This window comes from Luteibacter sp. UNCMF366Tsu5.1 (assembly GCF_900119235.1).
Taxonomy (GTDB): Bacteria; Pseudomonadota; Gammaproteobacteria; order Xanthomonadales; family Rhodanobacteraceae; genus Luteibacter; species Luteibacter flocculans.
In genome coordinates, this window is sequence record NZ_FPIS01000002.1 from 157,946 (window position 1) to 180,648 (window position 22,703).

Here is a 22,703-nt window from a genome sequence, read left to right on the forward strand (position 1 = left end):
CACGCTACCGCAGGGGTGCTAAAAAACCCGTTAAGCCTTCTCGTTCAGTGATTTACCGGATAGGTAGAGTCGGCGGAAACACTCGGGTGCATGGGTGTTGATAAGCCCGCAGGCCTCCATCCAGGCGAAGACGATCGTGGGGCCGACGAATGTGAAGCCGCGCCGGCGCAAGGCCTTGGACGCCTGCTCGGACAGGGGGCTGTTCGGTGGCACCGGGCCTTTCCAGAGAAGCGGCTGCCCCTCCACGAAGCCCCAGGCGAATCCCGCAAAATCCTCGTCCGCGTCGCGCATGGCCAGGAAGGCACGGGCATTGCGGATCGTGGCCTCGATCTTCGCGCGCGAACGGATGATCCCAGCGTCGGCGAGCAGTCGTTGCACGTCGCCCTCGTCGTAGCGCGCCACTCGCTCCGGATCGAAACCGTCGAACGCGCGACGAAAGCCGGCACGCCGGGCGAGGATCGTGCGCCATGAGAGCCCGGCCTGGAAACCGTCGAGCACCAGCTTTTCCCACAGCTTGCGGCTGTCGCGCTCCGGCACGCCCCACTCGCGATCGTGGTAGTCGCGCATGAGCTCATCCGCCGTCGCCCAGGCGCAACGGACGAGCCCTTCGGTCATGCGCTGAAACCGAGGTAATCGAGCTTGCCGATGGCGACACCGTTGTGCCGCAGGATGTCGTATGCGGTGGTCACGTGAAAGAAGAAGTTCGGCAGTGCGAAGGTCAGCAGGTACGACGCCCCCGTGAACTCGTGTTCCTTCTCCTTGAACTTGCGCGCGATCGTCCGCGACTCACCGGCTTCGAGCGCGGCGCGATCGACCGACTCGATCCAGGCCACGGTCGCATCGATGCGCTTGCGCAGGTCGGCGATGGTGGTCTCGTTGTCTTCGAACGACGGCGGCTGCACATCGGCGAGCCGTGCCACGGCGAACTTGGCCGTGTCGCTGGCGCGCTGAATCTGCCCTGCCAGGTTGAGCATGTCCGGGGCAAGGCGCGCCGTGACGAGATCGTTGCCTGCATGGGCCTCGGCCTTGGCGAGAAGGTCGCCGAGCACGCGGAAACCGCGGATGAAAACGGGAGCGGAGGCTTCGTAAGTGGAGAGGCTCATGCGGGTTCCTGGTGGCGGGCGGATCGGTTGGACGTGGGGATGCTTCCATGGAAGCACAAGCGCCTCGCACGCGCTGCCGTTCGGGTCTACCATCGTCCGAATCCCACCGAATCCGCGGGTCCCCATGCCGCCACTCGATGCAACGACTTCCGCGCCCGACGCCATCGTCGCCGTGCGTGGGCTCTCCAAGACCTACAAGTCCGGGTTCCAGGCGCTCAAGCGCGTAGACCTGGACATCAAACGCGGCGAGATCTTCGCCTTGCTGGGCCCCAACGGTGCAGGCAAGACCACGCTCATCAGCATCGTCTGCGGCATCGTCAACGGCAGCGAAGGCACGGTGACCGTCGACGGTCATGACATCGTGCGCGACTATCGCGCGGCGCGTGGCCTCATCGGTCTGGTGCCGCAGGAGCTTTCAACCGACGCCTTTGAAAGTGTGTGGGCGACGGTGAAGTTCAGTCGCGGCCTGTTCGGTAAGTCGCCGAATCCGGCGTACCTCGAAACGATCTTGCGCGAGTTGTCGCTGTGGGAGAAGAAGGATTCCAAGATCATGACGCTGTCCGGCGGCATGAAGCGTCGTGTGCTCATCGCCAAGGCACTCGCCCACGAACCGCGCGTGCTCTTCCTCGATGAACCCACGGCCGGTGTCGACGTCGAGCTGCGCCACGACATGTGGCAGATGGTCCACCGCCTGCGGGAATCGGGCGTCACCATCATCCTCACCACGCACTACATCGAGGAAGCCGAGCAGATGGCCGATCGCATCGGCGTCATCAATCGCGGCGAGCTGGTGCTGGTGGAGGAAAAGCACACGCTGATGCAGAAGCTGGGCAAGAAGCAGTTGTCCCTGCAATTGCAGGCGCCGCTGCAGGCCGTGCCGGAAGGTCTGGCCGATTGGCCGCTGGAACTGTCGGCGGACGGCAGTTGCCTCACCTATACGTTCGACGCACAAGGCGACGACACCGGCATCGCAGAACTGCTGCGCAAGCTCAATGCGCTTGGCATCGACTTCAAGGATCTGCATTCCAGCGAGAGTTCGCTGGAAGACATCTTCGTCAGCCTGGTGAGGAGTCGCGCATGAATCTCTACGCGATCCGCGCCATCTACCGCTTCGAGATGGCCCGCACGTTCCGCACGTTGATGCAGAGCATCGCGTCGCCGGTGCTGTCCACGTCGCTGTACTTCGTCGTCTTCGGTGCGGCCATCGGTTCGCGCATGGGCGACGTGGATGGCGTCAGCTACGGGGCCTTCATCATCCCCGGCTTGATCATGCTTTCGCTGCTCAACGAGAGCATCTCCAACGCATCGTTCGGCATCTACATGCCCAAATGGGCCGGCACGATCTACGAACTGCTGTCCGCGCCGGTGTCGTACGCGGAAGTGGTCGTCGGTTACGTCGGTGCGGCGGCGACGAAGTCGGTGGTGCTCGGCCTGCTCATCCTGGTGACGGCACGCCTGTTCGTCGACTACGAGATCCTGCATCCGTTCTGGATGGTGGGTTTCCTGGTACTCACCGCGGTGACCTTCAGCCTGTTCGGTTTCATCATCGGCCTGTGGGCGGACGACTTCCAGAAACTGCAGGTGGTGCCGCTGATGGTGATCACGCCGCTGACCTTCCTGGGCGGCAGCTTCTACTCGATCTCCATGCTCCCGCCGGTATGGCAGAAGATCACGTTGTTCAATCCGGTGGTCTACCTGGTCAACGGATTCCGCTGGAGCTTCTACGGCAAGGCCGACGTCGATGTGGTGGTGAGTGCCGGGGCCACGGTGGCCTTCCTGCTGCTGTGCCTCGGCGTGGTGTGGTGGATATTCCGCACCGGGTGGAAGCTCAAATCGTAGACGCCGATGCCGGGGCCTGAGTCAGGCCCCGGCCGGTCGTGCGTCACGCCTTGCCGAGGAAGTCCGCCTTGCCCAGCACCACGCCCACGCCGCGCAGGATGGCGTACGCCGTGGTGGTGTGGAAATACACGTTCGGCAGCACGTAACCCAGCAGGTAATCCTGGCCGTGGAAGTGCTGCTCGCCGCTGCGCATCTTCAGCACGATCTCGCGGTCTTCGCTGCCGTCGATCTGTTCGGGTTTGAACGACTTGAGCATGTCGACCACGGCCGCGATACGCTTCTGCAATTCGTCGAAGCTGGTCTCGTTGTCGTCCATCTTCGGCGGCTCCATGCCTGCCAGCCGATAAGCGGCACCCTTGGACATGTCCGTGGCGATCTGCACCTGGCGGATCAGCGGGAACATGTCGGGCGTGATGCGCGTATTGAGCAGCACTTCCGGCGCGATGTTGCGCTCGGCAGCATGTGCGGCGCCCTTGGCGAGCACGCCGGAGAGGTTGGTCAGCGCGCGGACGAGGACCGGTACGCAGGTCTGGTACATGGTGATGGACATGGGATCGCACTTCTCGTGGTGGAGCGGCCGGGCGGCCGCGGCGAGCTATTGTGGGGGCTGCTTGGCGACGCGTCGACGGGCGCAGCGGTTACGATGGGCCATGACCCCGCCCAACGCTCCCGCGCCACGTACCGACGCTACCGTTCGCGCCACCCGCCTGCGCCTCGCCCAGCGGGCGCTCGATCGTCTCTTCCGGTCGATGCCGCTCCGCGGGCGTGCGCGGCTGGGCCTGTTCATGGCGTTCAAGGTGGGGCTGTCGGCCTCGGTGGCCTTCGCCATCGGTCATGCGATGCATACGGAGCAGGCGTTCTGGGCCGCGATCAGCGCCGTCGCCGTCACCCAAACGCATTATGCGGATACCCGCGGGGCTGGCCGTGACCGCTTTCTCGGCACGGTCATCGGCGGTGTGGGAGGGTTGCTCGGCCTCTGCGTCGGACAGAGCGGCAGCCTGCTGCTCTTTGCCGCCGCATTGGTGCTCGTGACCCTGGCTTGCTGGCTTGCCAACGTGGGTTCGGCGGCCCGCATCGCCGGCATCACCACGGCCATCGTGCTGCTGGTGCCGAGTGACGGGCCGCGCTGGGAACTGCCGGTCATGCGCCTGGCCGAGGTCGCGCTTGGTACGCTGTGCGCGCTTGTCATCGGCTGGCTCGTGACGCGGCTGGAAAATCGGGTGGAACACAAAGCGAAGGACACCACTGCATGAGCATGCGACACCGCCACGGCGAGTTCCATCGGCTCAGCCGCATCGGCTGGTTGCGCGCCGCCGTCCTGGGCGCCAATGACGGCATCGTCTCCACCGCGAGCCTCCTCGTCGGCGTCGCCTCGGCGGCACGTGCGGAGCCGGGCGACATCATGATTGCCGGTGTGGCCGGCCTTGTGGCGGGCGCCATGTCCATGGCGGCCGGCGAGTACGTGTCGGTCCGCTCGCAGGCCGACAGCGAGGAGGCCGAACTGGCCATGGAATCGCGCGAGCTGCAAGACGATCCCGACGGCGAACACCGCGAGCTGGCCGAGATCTACGTGCGCCGCGGTCTCGACCGCGAACTTGCCCAGCGCGTCGCGACGGAACTCATGGCGCACGACGCGCTGGAAGCCCATGCGCGCGACGAACTCGGCTTGTCGGTCACGTTGGCGGCGCGCCCGCTCCAGGCGGCTGCGGCCTCGGCAATCAGCTTTGCGAGCGGTGCCATCTTGCCGATCATCGCTGCCGGGCTGTCGTCGCGCTCGTTGGTCACGCCGATCACGATCGGCGTTTCGCTGCTGGCTCTCGGCATCCTCGGCGCCATCTCCGCGCGCATGGCGGGAGCGCCGATCGGCCGGAGCGTCACCCGCGTGCTTTTCTGGGGCGCGCTGGCGATGGGCATCACCGCCGGGGTGGGCCGCCTGTTCGGCGTGGCTGCGTAACCCGGTTCAGCCCATCACGCAGCGATTGCGGCCGCCGTTCTTTGCCGTGTACAGCGCGAGGTCGGCGCGGTTGAACACCGCTTGCGGCGTATCGCCCGCCTGGAAGTACGCCAGCCCGATGGACGCCGTGACGCGTACGGGCTGACGGCTCGCGTGGAAGGCGAGGTGCTGGATCTTTCCACGCAGGCGTTCGCAGACCTGCAAGGCCTCGGCTTCTTCCGCGCCTTCGAAGATCACGATGAATTCTTCGCCACCGTAGCGCGCAACGAAGTCACACGGACGCACATGCTTCATCAGCGCCTGGCCGATGATGCGCAGTACGGCGTCGCCAGCGGTGTGACCGTAGGTATCGTTGATGCTCTTGAAGTGGTCGATGTCGATGGCCGCGATGCCGAGCGGCTTGCCGTCGGTCCGCCAGTTTTCAAACGCGGCCTCGATACGCTTTTCGTAGGCAAGGCGATTGGGCATGCCGATCATCGTGTCGGTCTGCGCCAGTTCGTGCTCGCGCTCGAGCGACCGCTGCAACGTGTTGCGCTCGGTCTCCAGTTGCTCGATGCGCTGGCGCATCTTTTCCGCGCGCTCGCGATACGCCGTGAGACGCGCGCTTTCGCGGTCGCGGAAATCGCGAAAGCAGAAAGCGATGGTCTCCAGGCTGTGATTCACCTGCTCGCGCAGTTCGTGTATGTCGTCGATCTCCAGCGCCGCCTCGCCCAGCAGGCGCATCTCGTGCGCCACCGATGCGTCCAGGGCTTGCCCGTTGGCTTCGCCCACGGACTGGTCGGCCAGCTCGCGCGACATGTAGCCGCTCATCTCGTCGAGGCGGTTGGTCACATGGCGGAGTACCGCCTGCAGGGCGTCGATCTCGCGCTGCAAGCCGATCCGCTGTTCGTTGACGAGGTCGGCGAGGCGATCGCCGCAGGCCGCCAGGGCCACGAGGTCACCGGCATCGGCCACGTCGTGGCGCAATTCGTTGGCGCGATCGGCCAGGCGCGGCAGCACGACGATGCGCTCCACGAGCCGGCTCAGCGACGACTGTACGGACGAACCATGCTCGTTGCGGTGCGGGCGCGTGATGGCGATCGAGCGATCTTCGTGATTTCCTGCGGATCGCTCGCCGAGCGCCGATATGGCCGTCGCCAGTTCGTTTACCAGTGGCTCGAGCGCCAACGGCTCCATGGGGCCGGCCAGCGCTACCGAGAGGCGCTCGATGTGGGGATCGACCTGGTCATGCGCACCGTGCGCGATGTGACCGAGGCAAGCGACCAATTGACGAAGCAGTGATTCCGCGGTGCGCCACTGGGCCTCTTCGCGGGTCAACCGCTCCACGGCTTCGTGATACTTGCTTTCCCAAACCTGGTTTTCCAAACGCACGTCCCCGACCGTCGCGTCATGTGTCGATTCCGCGCCATCATACGATGAAGCCTTCGCCTTGGCTCATGTCTCCGAGGCGGGTGCGACCACGGGCTCTTCCCGGGTCGCCCGGAAGGCGACCACGGTGCCCAACGTGAGCAGCGCAGCGGCCACGAGGAACGGCATGCCCGCGATATGAAGCGTCCTGGCGGGGGCAATCCAGAACGCGAAGATCTGCGCGAACAGGTACGGGCCGAAGATGCCCGCGAAGCTGCCCAGGCTGGTCACGCCGCCTTGCAGGCGGCCCTGCTCGTCGGGATGCACTTGGCGGGTCATGATCGACTGGATGGGCGGCCCGGAGAGGCCCCAGAGCGACATGAGCGGGATCCCGATGAGGAAGACCCAGCCGATAGAGGAAAGGCCCATCACCGCGAATGCCGCCGCGCCGAAGGCGAGGCCGGCCAGCATCACCCGTCGCTCGCCGAAGCGGGCCGTGAGGCGACCGGTGAGAAAGGCCTGCACCGTGCCGTCGCACGCGCCCACCAGGGCGAGCACGTAGCCCACGGCCTGCGGGCCCCAGTCATAGCGGTAGTCCGCATAGAGCACGAAGACCGTCTGCAGCACGTAGTGGGCGAGATAGAACAGAAACATGACCGTGGCCAGGCCGAACAATGTGCTGTTGCGGCGAAGCAGCTTGAGCGCACCGATCGGATTCGCCGTACGCAGTTCGAAGCGCGCCGAACGCCGTTCCGGAGGAAGCGATTCGGGCAGGATGAAGAAGCCGTACATGAAATTGGTCAGCGCCAGCGCGGCCGCCACCCAGAACGGCAGGCGCAGGTCGATGCCGCCGAGAAAACCGCCGAGCGCGGGCCCGATGATGAAGCCGATGCCGAAGGCGCCGCCGAGCAGGCCGAATGCCGCGGCGCGTTTCTCGGGAGGCGTGACGTCGGCGATGTACGCATTGGCGGTGGTGAAGCTGGCGGCCGTCATGCCCGAAACGATGCGTCCCGCAAACAGCAGCCAAAGCGACGGCGCGATCGCCATGAAGACGAAGTCCAGCCCGAGGCCCAGGTTGGACAGGAGAATCACGGGCCGCCGACCGAAGCGATCGGACAGCGCACCCTGGATCGGCGAGCAGATGAACTGCACGGTGGCGAACACCGTACCGAAGATGCCGACCCACCATGCCGCGTTCGACACGGTGCCGCCCGTCATCTGTTCGATCAGGTGCGGAAGCACGGGAATGATGATGCCGAACGCCAGGATGTCGATCAGCACCGTGACGAAGATGAAGATCACCGCGGCGCGACGAACATGCGTGTGAGTCTGCGGTTCCATGAAAGTCCGTGAGGTCGACTAGGGATGCTCTGAACCTATTCAGAGCATCCCTAAAGGGCGTCAGACGAGTCGCTTCAACCTGGGCGCCACGATGGGTACGGTGAGCATCGTGCTTGCCACCGCCATAAGCAGCAACGCAGTGAACGTTTCGCTGGTGATGACGTGGCGATCGAGCAGGATGTTGACGAAGATGATCATGATCAGCGCCTTGGTCTGCAACAGCCAGCCGATCGTCCACGCATCGCCGCGCGCCCATCCGAGCAGTTTGCCGGCCAGGCCTACGCCGGCAAGCTTGCCCGCCACCGAGGCCACCAGCAGCAGCGCAGCCGCGACGAACACGGCGGTACCGCCCACCGACCAGTTGGTGCGAAGCCCGGTCGAAAGGAAGAACACCGGCATCACCACGAGCAACACGTGCTCGCGCAGCTTGTCGAGGTGCTCCAGCGTGAACCAGTCGCGGTCCATCACCGCTCCGGCGAGGAAGGCACCCACCATGTAGTGCAGCCCGGACCAGTCCGCACCATAGCCGCACGCGGCCAGCCAGATCAGTCCGATGTACCAGCGATCGCTTTCCTTGAGTCGCGCCATCCACTTGCGGAACAGCCATGCCGTCACGGCGAACACGGCGAGAAACGCGGCCTGATGACCCACGCGCTGCCAGTCGAGCAGGATGATCGCGAGCACGCCCCAGATGGCGAGATCGTCGAGGCTCGCATAACGCAGCACGCGCATGCCCAACGGTTCGCGAAGGATATTCATCTTTTCCAGCAGCAGGATCAGGATGGGCAGCGCAGTCACCGAACACGCCATGCCTACGCCGAGCACGAACTGCCACGTGGCGGCGGCTTCACCCATCCAGCCGTCTCGCCACGCGAGCATGCCGAGCGCGGCGAGACAGCCCGCCACCAGTGGACCGGCCAGTGCGAGGCCCGCGGTCGTGCCGCACTCGCGGCGACGGCGCCAGACCTCGCGCAGATCCAGCTCGATGCCGGCGATCCAGACGAACACCATGACCGCCCACCAGGCGATACCGTTGAGCGCGCCGATGACCGGCGGTGCGAAGACGGTGGCGTAATAGTCGGGGAATATCTTGCCCAGCACCCCGGGCCCGAGCACGATGCCCGTGACAATCTGCACGACGACCAGTGGTGCCCAGTAATCCGTGCGAAACACGCGCCAGATCAGATACGGCACGCCAAGAATGATCGTCATCGCGATCAGGAAAAGTTCGGTGATATTCATTGGCCCTCCCCGGGGTCGGCAGAGGGTAACTGAATTGGTGCGCGCTGGTTCAATGGCGCCTGCTCGTCCGGCACTTATTGTGGCGGCTGTGACAGTTCCCTGGCATCCAGCACGCCGTCATGGTTGCGATCCAGCTTGTGGAACTGGTGGATGAGGTTCCGCTGGAATTCGTCGAGGTGTATGGGTCTCGCGCCGGGCCGCATCGGGCCGTCGTTGGCGTCCAGCACGCCGTCGCCGTTGACGTCCATGCGCAGGAAACCCTGGCTCATGTAGCGCACGTATTCCGCTTCGTCGATGCGGCCATCGCCGTTTTCGTCCATTCGGCGGAGGTACTCCGCCGGGGTACGCGGGACATCCTGCGCGAACGAGGGGCCGGCAAGGACGAAAGCGGCAAGGAGGGCGTAGGCGGGTCGATTCATGGGCGGGCAGTCTGGGCGATAAGAGGGCGTTTGTCGTGCTGCGGCGTCCGGGAGTACCTTTGGTCCCTTGGCAGGCTAGCCCAGGGAACCTCTCATGATCTACGACAGTATCCTCGACACCATTGGCCGCACGCCCATCGTTCGTCTGCACCGCGTGGCACCGGCACACGTCACGCTTTATGCCAAGGTGGAATCGTTCAATCCCGGCGGATCGGTCAAGGACCGCCTCGCCATCGCCGTCATTCTCGATGCCGAGCAGAAAGGCCTGCTCAAGCCGGGCGACACGGTGGTCGAAGCGACCTCCGGCAACACGGGCGTCGCGCTGGCGATGGTCTGCGCGGCGAAGGGTTACAAGTTCGTGGCGACGATGGCCGACAGCTTCTCCGTGGAGCGCCGCAAGCTGATGCGCGCCTACGGTGCCAAGGTCATTCTTACGCCTGCTGCCGAACGGGGCAGCGGCATGGTGCGCCGTGCCGAGGAACTGGCGGCAAAGCACGGCTGGTTCCTGCCGCGGCAGTTCCAGAACCCGGCCAATCCCGGTTATCACCGCAGCACCACGGCGTCCGAAATCCTTCAGGACTTTGCCGGCCGTCGGCTCGATGCCTTCGTGACCGGCTGGGGCACCGGCGGCACGCTGACCGGCGTGGGCGAGATGCTCAAGCTGGCGCGACCCGAGGTGAAGATCGTGGTCTCGGAGCCGGCGCAGGCGCCCTTGCTGCAGGACAAGCCGTGGTCGCCGCACAAGATCCAGGGCTGGACGCCGGATTTCGTGCCGGATGTCCTCAACCGCAAGGTCTTCGACGTGAACGTGCCCGTGGACGAGGTGGTGGCACGCGACACGGCGCGCCGCCTTGCTGCCGAGGAAGGCCTGTTCGTGGGTGTCTCCGCGGGGGCCACTGCGGCCGCGGCTCTGCAATACGCAGAAAACGCCGAGAAGGGCAGCGTCATCCTGACGATGCTGCCGGATACCGGTGAGCGCTACCTCTCCACCTTCCTCTTCGAGGGCGTGGAAGAGGGCACCGACGAGGCCTGGCTGAACAGCCTGGGATGACCCGCGCTCCGCGATGATGGGGGGCTAGCCGCCCTCGTCATCGCGAAGCAACGTCGGCACTGCGTTCCCGTCACGCGTCAAACGTCACGGTAGGGGCCTCGAACGTCAGGAGGTCAACGTCATGGCATGGTTCCGCAGCAAGAGCATGGGTGAGGAGTGGTTGGGTCGCGCGCAGCGCATCGCGGGTGCCACGGTGGGCAACCACCCGCGTGAAGCCTTTGGCGCCGCGCGTGAGTACGCCGGGCGCGCCGGATCGCTGGCGAGCCAGGCGTTCGACGGCGCGAGCCGCGGCGTTCGTCGCCATCCCGGCGTGACCCTCGCCATTGGTGCTGGCATTGGCGCTGTCGTCGCGGCGTGTCTGCTGGCCAATCGCTACGCGCGCCTGCAGGAAGACGAGTACGACGCACACGATCCGACCCGCCAACGCCCAACCGACAGCAGTGGCGATGCGTTGGACGGTTCGGGCGAGGACAACCCCGTGCCGGGCGAAACCGGACTTTATTGAGTCCCAAGTCACAGGGGCGCTGACCGCGCCCCTGTGACGAGTGCGATCACGCGGCGTTGGACCGCCGCCGCAACACCGCCAGTGGTTGCGCCCAGGTCGCACCCGGTCGCCGCTTGCTCGTGACGAGCGTGAGTTCGGAGGGCTGGAACACGTTGATGTTGTGCGTGGCTGGTGTGGTGAGGATGTACTGCGCGCGCGTGCTCTTCAGGAACGCACCGACCTTGTCGATGTTGAAGATGTCCAGATGCGCGAACGGTTCGTCGATGAAGACGAAGCCGCCCGGCCGGTCCTCGTCGCGCATGAGCGCCACGAGCAACAACAGCGATTTCATCACCTGCTGGCCGCCCGATGCCTCGCCGTCGTCCATGCCGATCCAGCCCTTCTTGTCGAACTCGAAGCGCACATGCAACGCGGCGGACGATAGCGCGAGGTCGTCATTGCTGAGTTCGGGAAGATCGACCTCCACGCCGATGCCCGCCAGTTCCGCGAGCACCTTGAGGTTCTTGGCATAGCGGCGCACGGTGTTGCGCAGCACCTGGATATAGGCACCACGCGCCTCGTGGGTGATGCGCGACGCGCGCTCGAGATGGACGCGGCGCTTTTCCAGATCGAGTTTCAGTCCATCGTGGTTGGACAGCAGCTTCTCGCGGAGCGCGAGCACGCTGGGATCCTGTTCCCAGTGGCCTTCTTCTAATCGGCGTTCGACGCGGTCGATCTCGCGGCGTACCGCCGCGGGCGATTCGAAGCGCTCCCGCAGCGAGGCCATGGCGGCGCGTCCGCGCAACGCCAGGGGCACATGGCGCCGCTTGGCACGGAACGCCTTGAGGCGCTCGACCTGCTCGCCACGCAGCTGATGATGCTGGCGCACCGCATCTGCCAACTGGCGCTGCACGTCGCGCTGTTCGCGCGCGCCGTTGTCGCGGGCGTTGGATGTCTTGAGCCGCTTCTCGCGTACCGCCTCGTAATGCTGTTCGGCCGCCGCATGACTGTCGGCGGTGCGCTGCACGTCCTCGCGCAGGCGGGCCTGCTGCTCGTGTGCTTCTGCGAATTCATCGGCGCGGTCGGCGAGCTGACTGCTGGCGCTGGCGCCGCGCAGCACGGCTTCGGCGTCGCTTGCGCGTGCCAGGGCGTCCTTGCGCTCGCTTGCGATCTCGCGCAGACGTGCCTCGATGCTGCGCAACGCGGCTTCGCCGTCGCGGAGTTGGCGTTCGCGCGCCGCGGAGCCGAAGTACATGTCGTCGACGCCGAGATGGCGCCCGCCGCGTCGTTCCTTGAAATAGCCCTGCGGGGTGATCCAGTCCTGATCGCGGCTGCAGGAGGCGCCTTCGGTCACGTTCTCCACGCGGCGGATGCGATCGAGATTGCGCAGCAACCATTCGGGCGCGGCAGCGGAGAAAGAAACGACTTCGAGCAGCGAACCGCGAGTCGCCGATCCGGCGGGCGCACGGTCCGCGACCACGAAGTGTTTGTAGCGATGCTGCTCGCCGAGCTTCCACGCCGCTTCGCGATCGCGTGGATCGTCCAGCAGCACGACGTGGCGATAACCCGCGAGCACGGCTTCGACCGCCGGCTGCCAGCGTGGCTCGGCGATCTCCACGATTTCGCTGAGCATGCTGTGGCGGATGCCGGCATCGTCGAGCGCGCGTCGGAACGAAGCTTCGAAGTCAGGCGTGTAGCGACGCCCGCTGCGCCAGGCCGAAAGCTGGCTGGTGACGGTGGTCAGTTCCTGGCGCAGCCGGGTTTCCTCGGCTTGCAGATGATTCGCCAGGGCGCGCGCGTCGCGCGCCACGTTGGCGAGACGTTCGTGATCCGCGCCACCCTGCGCCGCTACCATCTCGCGCAGCCTCGCTTCCTGCTTGATCAGCAGGTCGTTCTGGGCCAACTCGGCGCGTGCGGCGTCGAGGCTCTTCTGCGTCTGCTGGCGCGCTAGGTCCGCCTCGTGCTGTTCGGCGCGCAGCATTTCGCCCTGGGCGTCCAGTTCGCCGAGTTGTCGTGCGAGTTCCACATCACGGCGTTCCAGCTCCGTCACGCGTCGCTTGATGCCGGTGAGCTGAGGACGCGCGCCGCGGATGCCGGCAAGCAACTCGGCGAGTTCGGTGCGCGGAAGGATCTCGGAGACAAGATCCACGCGCTCGGTCTTCAGCGCGTTCCATTCCTGGAAGGAGCGCGCACGCGCTTCGGCTTCCTGCAGGCTCACGCCAATGAGCGACAACTGGTGCTCGAGTCCGTGCTGCTCGCGATCGGCTTCGCCCTGTTCGTTGCGTGCCCGTTGGTAGTCGTCGAGCACGGCCTTGTCGCCGAAGACGTCGAAGACGAGATCGAGCAGGGCCTTGGGCGGAAGCTGGCACAGCTTGTCCGTAGCGCCTTGTTCGAGGGTGAGCACGCGGCGGATCGCCTGCGACAGACCAGCGCCTTCCAGACGCACGCGGTATTCGCGCAGACCGAGAAACTCGCCGCGCGACTCGATCTCTTCAACGCTGACATCGCCGCCCAGAACGGCGTATTGCCGGGTCCACTCGCCGCCCTTCTTCTGGATGCGGCAGGCGAGCGTCACTTCGCGGTCCATCAAGGGGAAGAACGGACGCTCGCCGCTCGGGCCCGGCGTATTGCCCACGCGGGCGCGCAACCAGGCGAACGGTTTGCCGTTGTGGCGCAGGTAGCTCTTGTAGTCGCGGTTGCCCGCGCAGTCGATGGTGAGCAGCGTGCGCAATGCATCGAGCAGCGTGGTCTTGCCTGAGCCGTTCGGGCCCACGACGGTGACGATGTTGGTATCCAGCGGCAGGCTGAAACGCTGCCAGTAATCCCAATGCACCACTTCGAGGCTGCGGAAATCAAACATCGGCAGGCTCCTCGCCAGCATCGAGGGAGAGGTCGTCGTCTTCGGGGTCGTCCACGACAGACGCAGGCCGCGCCGCCGCTTCCGCGAGCAGGTCGCCCAGCGCGCCATCGAGGATGCGTCGTGCCGTGCGTTCGTAATCGAATGCAAGATCGAGCAGCGGCCCCTCGGCGACTTCGCCCTTGCGTCGGATGATGAAACCCAGGCGGTTCAACGTGCCGAGATTGAAGCCGACGCGCGTCTTGCCGCCGAGCTTGTCGCCGAAATCGGCCAGCAGGGTGCGTTCCGCGATCACGGGCGAGATCGTGGGATCGCGCGGTATGGGTTTTTCTTCCGCGAACATCTGGCCTTGTGACGCAGCAGCTTCGGCGCTCTGACGTTCGACCTGGCGTTGTCGCTTGGGTAGCACGATGAGCGCCCAGATCACTACCAGCAACGCGACACCGTCGCGGTCGAGTTGCAAGGTGTTGGAGATCCAGCTGTCGCTGCCGCCGAATACGGCGCGCTCGCTCTTGCGGGCCACGGCGAGGCCAATGTATGCCGCGTAGGGGTGCTCGCGCAGTTCCAGGCCGACCGCTTCGAGGCGGCGGTCCAGTTCCTCGCGGAAGCCTTCGTCGAGCAGCGCCTTGCGTGCCTGCGCGTCGTCGCGTGGCAACCAGCGTTGCGCAAGCAGGCGGGTGACCAGGCTGGCGGTATCGTCATGCATCGGTGGCGGTGTCCTTCGTGGTGGCGCGCGGGCGCAGGCGTCCGGCGCTCACCAGGGCGATCTGGGGCAGGTCGATGTCGATCAGGCGCGGCTCGATGTCCAGCGCGAGGGGCAGGCGCGCGAGGTCGGCGGTACCGCCTTCCAGCGCGGCGGATTCCGGGTCGCCGAGGAGGCCGAGCAGGGAGAGTCGGTACGCGGAGAGCGCATAGTCGTCGCCCATCAGCATATCGGCGAGTTCACGCGGCGCATCGATGGCGGCGAGTTCGGCATGCCAGGCTTCGAGGAAGCGCAGGTCTTCCTCGTCGATCGGCAGGTCGGCGGTATCCGGTGGCTGTTCGGCGCCGGGCAGGGCCGTGCTTTCTGCCGCCAGACGCTCGCGTTCGAGCAGTTCGAATTCGGCGACGTCCAGCGCGATCTGATCGTGGATGAATGGTGCGGGCAGCGGCAGCAGCAGTTGCCCGTCTTCGAAGGCGGCCAGCGTGTCGATGTCCTGCGCGCGCAGCCAGCCGACGAGGTCGGACGAGGAGAGTCCCGTGCGTCCGAGATGCACGCGGTGCTGGTCGATCTTGTTGAGTTCGCGCTGGAAGGTGCCTGCCTGACGCAGCAGCGCGCTCTGTGCGCGACCCACGGCCTGGGCGAGGCGGTGCGCGGCCGGTTCGAGGTCGTCCTTCTCCGTGATGGCGGCGACCACCTCGGTGCCTTTCTCCACCCAGGTCCACACGGCGTCGAGCCGATCCGCCGCGCGGCGAATGCGATGCTCCGAACCGGAGAGTACGGCGCGGTCGAAGTCTTCCTTCAATTCGCTGAGGCGCGAGAGCAGGTGGCCGAGTTCGTCCACGGATACGCGACCGACCGCGTGCCCCGCGGCCAACTGCGCGGTGAGGTAGCCGAGGCCGTCGTCGTCGTGGTCCTCGAATTCGAGCATGGCGGCGAGTGCCGCGAGCGCCTTGCGGCCCAGCGGACCCACGCGGTAGCGCAGCGTTTCGCCGTCATAGACGAGTAGATCGTGATCCTTGAGGCGCTGGACCACCGTTTCCAGCTTCACCGGATCGACGAAAGCCAGATGATCGCGGATTTCTTGCGGCGTCCATTCCGTGGCGTGCGCGCGGCCGCCGAGCGTGCGCAGCACGAGCAGGCGCAGCAGCACCTGCGCTTCGCCACCGTGGAACAGCGCGGAGAACGCGCGCAACAGACTGCGTCCGCGCAGCAGCGGAAACAGGGACGGGATGTCCTCGGCGACGACGCCGTCGCGGAAGAGATCCTGCAGGCGTTCGTCGTGGACGGTGGTGTCGGTCGGGCCGCTCAAGGTGACGTCAGCGGCGATCGACGCCGACGAAGCGGAGGAACTCGCTGCGCGTGCGTGGATCTTCGCGGAAGCTGCCGAGCATCTGGCTGGTGACCATGGACACGCCGCGCTTGTGCACGCCGCGGGTGGTCATGCACTCATGGCTGGCATCGATCACCACGCCCACGCCGCGCGGACGCAACGTGTCTTCGATGCAATGTGCGATCTGTGCGGTGAGTTTTTCCTGCACCTGGAAACGCCGGGCGAAACCATCCACCACGCGGGCCAGCTTGCTGATGCCGACGACGCGATCGGTGGGCACATAACCCACGTGCGCGCGGCCGATGATCGGCGCCATGTGGTGTTCGCAGTGGCTCTCGAACTCGATGTCGCGCAGCACGATCATCTCGTCGTAGCCGGCCACTTCTTCGAAGGTGCGGCGGAGGTACTCGGCGGGGTCCTGGTCGTAGCCGCTGAACCAGTCTCCGTATGCCTTGACCACGCGCTTGGGCGTATCGAGGAGACCCTCGCGCGTCGGGTCTTCGCCCGCCCACAGCAGCAGCGTGCGCACGGCCTCCTCGGCCTGTTCGCGGCTGACCGGACGGGACTTGGCGTCGTCGCTCATCGAGGTGATTCCTTGGACGGTGGCAAACGCGCATTGTACCGTTGTTGGCGCCCGCGAGCCCTTGGCTGTGGGAGCCGCCATGGCGGCGAGCGAAAGCTTGCGGTGGGAGCCATCCTGATGGCGATTGCAACCTGCCTCGCCGCTACACCGCTCCGTCGGCTTTTCGCCAGCAGGCTGGCTCCCACCTTTGCTCCGTTTGGCTTCTCGCCGCTATAGCGGCTCCCACAGAGTGGTCAGTCGCCGGATGGCTCCGTCTCATCCCCATCGTCCAGGCCCGGGACGAGGTCGAGCAGGGCCTGGGATTCGTCGGACCCCAGGGATTCGACCCCGCGCAGCTTGCGCTCGATGGCGCGGGTACGCACGCCGGCCGTATCGATGCTGTTGCGCACGGTGTCCAGTTGCTTGCGGGTCTTTTCCAGCACGGTAGCGAACTTGCCGAACTCGTTCTTGACTGCCGCCAGCACGTGCCAGACCTCGGACGAGCGCTTTTCGATGGCCAGCGTGCGGAAGCCCATTTGCAGGCTGTTGAGCAGGGCCGTGAGCGTGGTCGGGCCTGCCACCGTGACGCGCCACTCGCGCTGCAACTGGTCGGACAGTCCCGGACGGCGGATCACCTCCGCGTAGAGTCCTTCCGTCGGCAGGAACAGGATCGCGAAATCGGTGGTGTGCGGCGGGGCGACATACTTGGCGCGGATGCGCTTGGCTTCCTCGCGCACGCGCAGTTCGAGCGCCTTGCCGGCCGCCTGCGCACCTTCGACGTCTGCGGCGTCCTGCGCATCGAGCAGGCGCTGGTAATCCTCGACCGGATACTTGGCGTCGATGGGCAGCCAGACCGGGGCGCCCTCGTCGGCACCGGGAAGGCGGATGGCGTATTCCACGCGCTCGCTGGAGCCGGGAACGGTGGCGACGTTGGCTGCGTACTGCTCGGCAATGAGTATCTGTTCCAGCAGGGCACCCAACTGCACTTCGCCAAAGGTGCCGCGGGTCTTCACGTTGGTCAGCACGCGCTTGAGATCGCCCACGCCGGCCGCCAGCGCCTGCATCTCGCCCAGGCCGCGCTGCACGGCTTCCAGACGTTCGGACACGAGCTGGAACGACTGACCGAGTCGGGTTTCCAGGGTGGCCTGGAGTTTCTCGTCCACCGTCGCCCGCATCTGCTCCAGCTTCGCCGCGTTGTCCTGCTGGATAGCGCCGAGGCGCGTTTCCAGCGTGGTCCGGACCTCGGCCAAGCGCTTTTCGTTGTCGGCGGTGAGGGCGGTGAAGCGCTGGTCGAGCAGTTCGCCGAAGTGCTTCAAGGTCAGTGCCGATTCCTCGCGGGTCTTGCGCGAGTCGTCGGCAAGGCCCTGGCGCAGCGATTGCAGGCCGGTGTCGGTGCGCTCGGTGAGCTGATCGAGACGGCGTCCGAAGCCTTCGATGCGCTCGTGCTGGCGGTCCGCCGCGAGCTGCAGTTGCTCCTGCACGTGCCCGCGGAACTGACCCAGGCTGTCGCCCAGCTCGCTGCGGCCAGCGCGTTGTTCGTCGCGGATCAGCGCTTCGAGGCGTCGGCTGTCCTCGCGGAGGGCATCGAGGCGCGCGGCCTGGCCGTCGTCCTGGCGGCCCCTGCCGAGCAGGGCGAACAGCAGACCGAGGCAGGCGAGGGCCACCACCAGAAGAACAAGGATGAGGATGGTTTCAAGCGTCATGAAGATCGAGGATACCCATTCGTCAGAGAGCGAAGCGCGTCGCCCCGTGGGAGCCGCTATAGCGGCGAGAAGCCCACGAAGCGGTGTAGCCGTGACGCGATTTACTCGCCGCTATAGCGGCCTCCTGCACGCAGGAAGCCTGCGTCCCCGCCGTCTCAGATTTCGCGATTGCCGACGATCACGACGTCGGCGGGGCGCTTCGCAAAGAGGCCGACGGTGACCACGCCGACGATCTGGTTGAGATCGGCTTCGAGTTCTACGGGGTTGGTGATGCGCCAGCCATGGACGTCGATGATCCAGTTGCCGTTGTCAGTGACCACGCCATCGCGCCATACCGGCTGGCCGCCGCGGGCCACGATCTCGCGCGCCACGTAGCTGCGCGCCATCGGGATCACCTCGATCGGCAGCGGGAACGCGCCGAGCACGTCGACCTGCTTGCTGGCGTCGATGATGCAGACGAAGCGATCCGATGCCGCGGCGACGATCTTCTCGCGCGTGAGTGCCGCGCCACCGCCCTTGATCAGGCGCTTCTGCGGATCGCACTCGTCGGCACCGTCGACGTAGAGGTCGAGGCGGCCGGCGGCGTTGAGGTCGATGACGTCGATGCCGAGCTTGCGCAGGCGGGCGCTGGAGGCTTCGGAGCTGGAGACCGCGGCCTTGATCCGGTCGCGATACTGCGAGAGTTCGTCGATGAAGAAGTTGACCGTGGAACCGGTGCCCACGCCCAGGATGCCGTTCTTGAACGTGCCGTTGCCCACGTAGCGGAAGGCGGCGGTTTCGGCGGCGAGGCGCTTCTCGTTGTCCTGGCTCATGACTTTTCCAGCTTCAGGATGAAATCCCAGTCCGCCTTGGCCACCGGCATCACCGACAGGCGATTGCCCTTGCGCACGAGCGGCATGTCGGCGAGTTCGTCGCGGGCCTTCAGTTCGTCGAGCGAAATGGTGCGGGCAAGCTTGCGCTCGAACTTCACGTCCACGAGCATCCAGCGCGGTTCTTCGCGCGTGCTCTTCTCGTCGTAGTACTTGGACTTGCGGTTGAACTGGCTTTCGTCCGGATAGGCGGGCGAGGCCACCGTGGCGATGCCGACGATGCCGGGCACGTCGGTATTCGAGTGATAGAAGAAGATCTTGTCACCCACCTTCATGCCGTCGCGCATGAAGTTCCGCGCCTGGTAGTTGCGCACGCCGTCCCACGGTTCGACGCCTTTGCGTTCGAGGTCGTCGATGGAGAAGGTGTCTGGCTCGGATTTCATGAGCCAGTACTTCACGCGCCGCCGCCCGTGCAGTCGATCAGTTCCTTGTCGGTGGCGACATAGTCGAGCGCGATGTCCCACTCGGCGGTCTCGATCGCGTCCAGTTCCTGGAAGTCGTAGGCGACGCCGACCAGCAGCGGCTTCGCCGGGCGCTCGCGGTCGCGGAGGAATTCGAAGCTGCGGTCGTAGTAGCCGCCACCGAAGCCGAGCCGATTGCCGCGGCGGTCGAAACCGAGGAGCGGCACCAGCACGAGGTCGAGCTTGTCGGCTTCCACGATGCGCTCGGAGGCGCGCGGTTCGGGGATGCCCATCTCGTTGGTTTCGACGTCTTCGCCGGTGGTCCACGGCGCGAACTTGAGGCGCCGCTTGCCACCGGATTTGGTCACGACGGGCAGGTAGAAGGTCTGCCCGCGCTCGGCCATGGGGGCGATGGCGAGATTCAGAGGCAACTCGCCGCCGGTAGCCCAATAACCGGCCACATGGGTATCGGTAAGGAATTCCGGCAACTGTTCGAGGGATTGACGCAGTCCCTGGGCCGCAGCAACGCGCTCAGCCGGTTTCAACTGGCGGCGGCGCTGCACGAGGTCGGCTCGCAGTTCACGTCTCTCGGGTAGCTTTGGCATGGTCGTTCAGGTGAACGGCACAGGCAAGGTCGCCGTCGAGCCGTCGCATCCGGTGCCGCGGACGCGACGCTGACCGGCCCTGCGGGCCGATCGGCTGGAAATGAAGAGACGTTCTCCGCGATGCCGCTGCGCACCAAACGACCTTGATCCAAAGGATCAGGTGGGAGGGCTACGCGGCTTCAAGGCTTTCCGTACGAAGGCGGACATGCACAACAGTCGCGAAAAGCCGACCCGGGGTCGTATGTAGGAACAAGGCAAATGTAAAGTGCGCTGGCGCACACCGCAGGGAACGTCCGGGGGCTATTTTACCGACGCGTCGAGCAGACCATCAAGCTTTCTGCGCAGAGCGGCCAGGCCGTCGGTCAGCGCCTGTTCCTGCGAGTCGTGTTCCTTGCGCAGCGTGAGCAGTTCGTGAGCGATGCTCACGGCGGTCAGCACCGCGATGCGGTCGAAGCCCGGCACCTTGGTATTGGCCTTGAGTTCGCGCATCTTCCCGTCCAGAAACTGGGCGGCGGCGACCAGCCCGGCCCGCTCTTCCGGGGCGCAGGCAATGTGAAACTCGCGATCGAGCAGGCGGAGAGAAACCGGTTCGCTGGCGGTGGCGTTCATATCGATCAGCCCGTGTTCTCCAGCGCCTTGAGGCGCTGGATCATTGCTTCCACACGGCTGCGCGCTTGTTCGTTGCGTGCCATGAGTCCTGCGCGTTCGTTCGCCAACTGCTCCTGGCTGTGGCGCAGGCTGCGGTTTTCCTCGGTGAGGCGGCGAACGGTATCGACGAGCCGGTCGAGCGTCGCGCTCAGGGCTTCCAGTTCGGTCTTGAAGGCATCCGGGTTCGTCATGCGCGGACTATAACAGGAGGTCCGGGCTTGTCGGCATTCCGTGCAGCCAATGCGTCGGCTATGTGAAATCGGCGACCGGACGGCGCCTGCATTAGACTTCCGCCTTAGCCCGAGGAATACACCATGCCGGCCAATCAGACCGTCGACCCCGAAGACATCGCCGAACTCATCGAGCGCTGCAAGCTGTCCACCTCGGTGAGCGAATTCCACGGCTCGTTGGTGGGCTATATCAGTGCGGGCGGGCGGTTCCCGCATGGCTCCGTGCTGGAGGCGCTGCAACTGGAACCTGACCCGGCGCCCGGTGCCGACGATCAGGCGATGCTCGGCCGGCTTCGTCACCAGACGGAAATGTGGCTCGCCGACACGGACCTCACCTTCGGGCCCTGGTTGCCGGAAGAGGACGCGCCGCTTGCGGCGCGCGCCGAAGGTCTCACCGACTGGACGCGCGGGTTTCTCGGCGGCTTCGGCCTCGGTGGCACCCCCGAAACGGCGCGGAGTCTCAGCGAGGACGCGCGCGAGGTGCTCAAGGACATGGCCACGATCGCCTCCTCCGAGTTCGAACTCGGCGAGGACGTGGAGGGCGACGAGGATTCGCTCACCGAGATCGAGGAATTCGTGCGGGTCGGCGCGCTGTTGCTTCACGCCGAGGTGGGCAGCAGGCACGAACCGGCGAGCGATACGCGGCATTGATCGGCGCGGCAGAGTACGCCCGGCGCCGCCGGGAACTGATGCGCATGGCGGGCGAGGATGCCGTACTGATCCTCGCCGCTGCGCCCGAGCGCATGCGCAATGCCGATGCGCCGTGGCCGTACCGGCAGGATTCCGATTTCCATTACCTCACCGGCTTCGACGAGCCCGAGGCCGTGCTGGCCTTGCTGCCGGGACGCGCGCACGGCGAGAGCGTGCTGTTCTGCCGTGAACGCGATGCGGAGCGCGAGCGCTGGGACGGCGAGCGCATGGGCACCGATCGGGCGGCTCGCGAGCTGAAACTCGACGACGCCTTTCCCATCGACGATATCGACGACATTCTGCCCGGCATGATCGAGGGCAGGGCGCGGGTGTACTGCCATTTCGGCCAGGAGCCCGATTTCGACGCCCGCCTGCTCGGATGGATGCGCCGGCTGCGTACGGCGCGCGGCGGTGGCGTGGTGCCCAAGGATCTCGTCGCGCTCGGTCACCTTTTGCACGACCTGCGTCTGTTCAAATCGCGCGACGAACTGGCGCTGATGCGGCGCTCGGCCGAGGTCGCCGCCGCGGCCCACCTCTCGGCGATGGCGGTGGCCCGTCCTGGCGTGGCCGAGTACGAGGTCGAAGGCGATATCCTGCGCACCATCCGTGGCCGCGGCGCGGTGCCGGCCTTCCCGCCCACGGTGGCGGGTGGCGTGAACGCATGCATCATGCATTACCAGGCCAACCGCGCCATCTTGAACGATGGCGAGCTGCTGCTCGTGGACGCCGGTGCGGAGGTGAACTACTACGCCTCCGACATCACGCGCAGCTTTCCGATCGGCGGGCGCTTCACGAAGGAACAGCGGGCCCTTTACGAGATCGTGTACGAGGCCCAGCTTGCGGCCATCGACGCCGTACGTCCCGGCCGCTCGTTCGGCGATGCCCACGACGCCGCGGTGCGCGTGATCGCCGAGGGTCTGTGCGCTGTGGGCATTCTGCGCGGCGGTGCCGATCGCGTCATCGCCGAAGGCAGCTACAAGACCTATTTCCCGAGCAAGACCGGCCACTGGCTTGGCCTGGACGTGCATGACGTGGGCGATTACCGCATCGACGGCCAACCGCGCGTCCTCGAGGAAGGCATGGTGGTCACCGTGGAGCCGGGCATCTACGTGCCGCCCGACGACAAGCGCGTGCATGAGCGCTGGCGTGGCATCGGCATCCGCATCGAGGACGACGTGGCCGTGACCAAGGGCGCGCCGGACGTCATGACGGCGATGGTGCCGAAGGCTCCCGACGCGCTGGAACGCTAGGCGTCGTCGCTTTCGTCGCGACGGGGATACTCATCGTGCGCAGGATGGATCGCCGAGGGACCGACCTCACGCCGT

25 protein-coding genes and 1 other RNA gene are annotated in these 22,703 nt (G+C 66.0%); 8 read left to right on the forward strand and 18 right to left on the reverse strand.

Translation table 11 applies throughout. From position 1 onward, the window contains the following. Nucleotides 1-30: 30 nt before the first annotated feature. Both BT115_RS09930 and BT115_RS09935 read right to left on the reverse strand, forming a co-directional pair. Nucleotides 31-615, reverse strand: coding sequence for a DNA-3-methyladenine glycosylase I (locus tag BT115_RS09930; protein ID WP_072322465.1), 585 nt, complete (start codon nt 613-615; stop codon nt 31-33). Next, complete coding sequence (locus tag BT115_RS09935) at nt 612-1,103, reverse strand: DUF1993 domain-containing protein (protein WP_072322466.1); 492 nt, start codon at nt 1,101-1,103, stop codon at nt 612-614. Before BT115_RS09935 ends, BT115_RS09930 begins: the two co-directional genes overlap by 4 nt. A gap of 124 nt (nt 1,104-1,227) precedes the next feature. On the opposite strand from BT115_RS09935, the gene BT115_RS09940 reads away from it, so the two are divergent. Together BT115_RS09940 and BT115_RS09945 are read left to right on the forward strand one after the other, a co-directional pair. Then, nucleotides 1,228-2,184 carry an ABC transporter ATP-binding protein gene (locus tag BT115_RS09940; RefSeq protein ID WP_072322467.1) on the forward strand — a complete coding sequence of 319 codons (957 nt, stop codon included), beginning with the start codon at nt 1,228-1,230 and terminating at the stop codon, nt 2,182-2,184. Further along, nucleotides 2,181-2,942 carry an ABC transporter permease gene (locus BT115_RS09945; RefSeq protein ID WP_072322468.1) on the forward strand — a complete coding sequence of 254 codons (762 nt, stop codon included), beginning with the start codon at nt 2,181-2,183 and terminating at the stop codon, nt 2,940-2,942. The genes BT115_RS09940 and BT115_RS09945 overlap by 4 nt, the downstream gene beginning before the upstream one ends. Nucleotides 2,943-2,985: 43 nt before the next feature. Here BT115_RS09945 and BT115_RS09950 read toward each other — a convergent pair whose 3' ends face one another. Continuing rightward, complete coding sequence (locus BT115_RS09950) at nt 2,986-3,492, reverse strand: DUF1993 domain-containing protein (RefSeq protein WP_072322469.1); 507 nt, start codon at nt 3,490-3,492, stop codon at nt 2,986-2,988. A gap of 100 nt (nt 3,493-3,592) precedes the next feature. Here BT115_RS09950 and BT115_RS09955 point away from each other — a divergent pair, with 100 nt between their 5' ends. After that, entirely contained in the window at nt 3,593-4,195 is a 603-nt protein-coding gene (locus tag BT115_RS09955; protein WP_072322470.1) for an FUSC family protein, read from the forward strand. Then, a complete protein-coding gene (locus BT115_RS09960) occupies nt 4,192-4,896 on the forward strand; it encodes a VIT1/CCC1 transporter family protein (protein ID WP_218184748.1) in 705 nt (234 codons plus the stop codon). The genes BT115_RS09955 and BT115_RS09960 overlap by 4 nt, the downstream gene beginning before the upstream one ends. A 6-nt stretch (nt 4,897-4,902) precedes the next feature. On the opposite strand, the gene BT115_RS09965 is transcribed toward BT115_RS09960, so the two are convergent. From BT115_RS09965 to BT115_RS09980, 4 genes are all read right to left on the reverse strand, one after another. Then, a complete protein-coding gene (locus BT115_RS09965) occupies nt 4,903-6,267 on the reverse strand; it encodes a GGDEF domain-containing protein (RefSeq protein ID WP_072322471.1) in 1,365 nt (454 codons plus the stop codon). 63 nt (nt 6,268-6,330) lie between these two features. Beyond that, on the reverse strand, nt 6,331-7,584 hold the full coding sequence (locus BT115_RS09970) for a TCR/Tet family MFS transporter (RefSeq protein WP_072322472.1): 1,254 nt from the start codon (nt 7,582-7,584) through the stop codon (nt 6,331-6,333). A 60-nt stretch (nt 7,585-7,644) separates the two neighbouring features. Then, complete coding sequence (locus BT115_RS09975; protein ID WP_072322473.1) at nt 7,645-8,826, reverse strand: cation:proton antiporter; 1,182 nt, start codon at nt 8,824-8,826, stop codon at nt 7,645-7,647. A gap of 74 nt (nt 8,827-8,900) precedes the next feature. After that, the gene (locus BT115_RS09980) at nt 8,901-9,245 is read right to left on the reverse strand and encodes a hypothetical protein (protein WP_072322474.1); all 345 of its coding nucleotides are present in this window, start codon (nt 9,243-9,245) and stop codon (nt 8,901-8,903) included. 94 nt (nt 9,246-9,339) lie between these two features. On the opposite strand from BT115_RS09980, the gene cysK reads away from it, so the two are divergent. Together cysK and BT115_RS09990 are read left to right on the forward strand one after the other, a co-directional pair. Next, nucleotides 9,340-10,296: a cysteine synthase A gene (gene cysK / locus BT115_RS09985; protein WP_072322475.1), complete on the forward strand. Its 957-nt coding sequence runs from the start codon at nt 9,340-9,342 to the stop codon at nt 10,294-10,296. Between the two features lie 121 nt (nt 10,297-10,417). Next, nucleotides 10,418-10,801, forward strand: a complete 384-nt coding sequence (locus tag BT115_RS09990) for a hypothetical protein (protein WP_072322476.1) — start codon at nt 10,418-10,420, stop codon at nt 10,799-10,801. Between the two features lie 46 nt (nt 10,802-10,847). Here BT115_RS09990 and BT115_RS09995 read toward each other — a convergent pair whose 3' ends face one another. The 11 genes from BT115_RS09995 to BT115_RS10045 all read right to left on the reverse strand — a co-directional run bounded on the left by BT115_RS09995 (nt 10,848) and on the right by BT115_RS10045 (nt 20,649). After that, nucleotides 10,848-13,640: an AAA family ATPase gene (locus tag BT115_RS09995; protein WP_072322477.1), complete on the reverse strand. Its 2,793-nt coding sequence runs from the start codon at nt 13,638-13,640 to the stop codon at nt 10,848-10,850. Beyond that, on the reverse strand, nt 13,633-14,343 hold the full coding sequence (locus BT115_RS10000; RefSeq protein WP_072322478.1) for a hypothetical protein: 711 nt from the start codon (nt 14,341-14,343) through the stop codon (nt 13,633-13,635). Before BT115_RS10000 ends, BT115_RS09995 begins: the two co-directional genes overlap by 8 nt. Beyond that, entirely contained in the window at nt 14,336-15,649 is a 1,314-nt protein-coding gene (locus BT115_RS10005; RefSeq protein ID WP_072322479.1) for a hypothetical protein, read from the reverse strand. Before BT115_RS10005 ends, BT115_RS10000 begins: the two co-directional genes overlap by 8 nt. Nucleotides 15,650-15,656: 7 nt before the next feature. Further along, complete coding sequence (gene folE, locus BT115_RS10010) at nt 15,657-16,253, reverse strand: GTP cyclohydrolase I FolE (RefSeq protein ID WP_072322480.1); 597 nt, start codon at nt 16,251-16,253, stop codon at nt 15,657-15,659. 233 nt (nt 16,254-16,486) lie between these two features. Beyond that, nucleotides 16,487-17,935 (reverse strand): DNA recombination protein RmuC, encoded by a 1,449-nt coding sequence (gene rmuC, locus BT115_RS10015; protein ID WP_072322481.1) that lies wholly within the window; start codon nt 17,933-17,935, stop codon nt 16,487-16,489. A 155-nt stretch (nt 17,936-18,090) separates the two neighbouring features. Continuing rightward, nucleotides 18,091-18,747, reverse strand: a complete 657-nt coding sequence (gene rpiA / locus BT115_RS10020) for a ribose-5-phosphate isomerase RpiA (RefSeq protein WP_072322482.1) — start codon at nt 18,745-18,747, stop codon at nt 18,091-18,093. Continuing rightward, entirely contained in the window at nt 18,744-19,187 is a 444-nt protein-coding gene (locus BT115_RS10025; protein WP_177257399.1) for an EVE domain-containing protein, read from the reverse strand. Before BT115_RS10025 ends, rpiA begins: the two co-directional genes overlap by 4 nt. A gap of 11 nt (nt 19,188-19,198) precedes the next feature. Then, a complete protein-coding gene (locus tag BT115_RS10030) occupies nt 19,199-19,810 on the reverse strand; it encodes a 5-formyltetrahydrofolate cyclo-ligase (RefSeq protein WP_072322484.1) in 612 nt (203 codons plus the stop codon). 108 nt (nt 19,811-19,918) lie between these two features. After that, a non-coding RNA gene (gene ssrS / locus BT115_RS10035) (6S RNA) lies at nt 19,919-20,102 on the reverse strand. 8 nt (nt 20,103-20,110) lie between these two features. Further along, a complete protein-coding gene (locus BT115_RS10040; protein ID WP_072322485.1) occupies nt 20,111-20,419 on the reverse strand; it encodes a cell division protein ZapA in 309 nt (102 codons plus the stop codon). Between the two features lie 5 nt (nt 20,420-20,424). Beyond that, nucleotides 20,425-20,649, reverse strand: coding sequence for a TIGR02449 family protein (locus BT115_RS10045; protein ID WP_036116258.1), 225 nt, complete (start codon nt 20,647-20,649; stop codon nt 20,425-20,427). Between the two features lie 123 nt (nt 20,650-20,772). Between BT115_RS10045 and BT115_RS10050 the strand changes: the two genes are divergently transcribed. Beyond that, nucleotides 20,773-21,339: a UPF0149 family protein gene (locus BT115_RS10050; protein WP_072322486.1), complete on the forward strand. Its 567-nt coding sequence runs from the start codon at nt 20,773-20,775 to the stop codon at nt 21,337-21,339. After that, nucleotides 21,336-22,628, forward strand: a complete 1,293-nt coding sequence (locus tag BT115_RS10055) for an aminopeptidase P N-terminal domain-containing protein (RefSeq protein ID WP_072322487.1) — start codon at nt 21,336-21,338, stop codon at nt 22,626-22,628. Before BT115_RS10050 ends, BT115_RS10055 begins: the two co-directional genes overlap by 4 nt. Nucleotides 22,629-22,703: the final 75 nt, after the last annotated feature.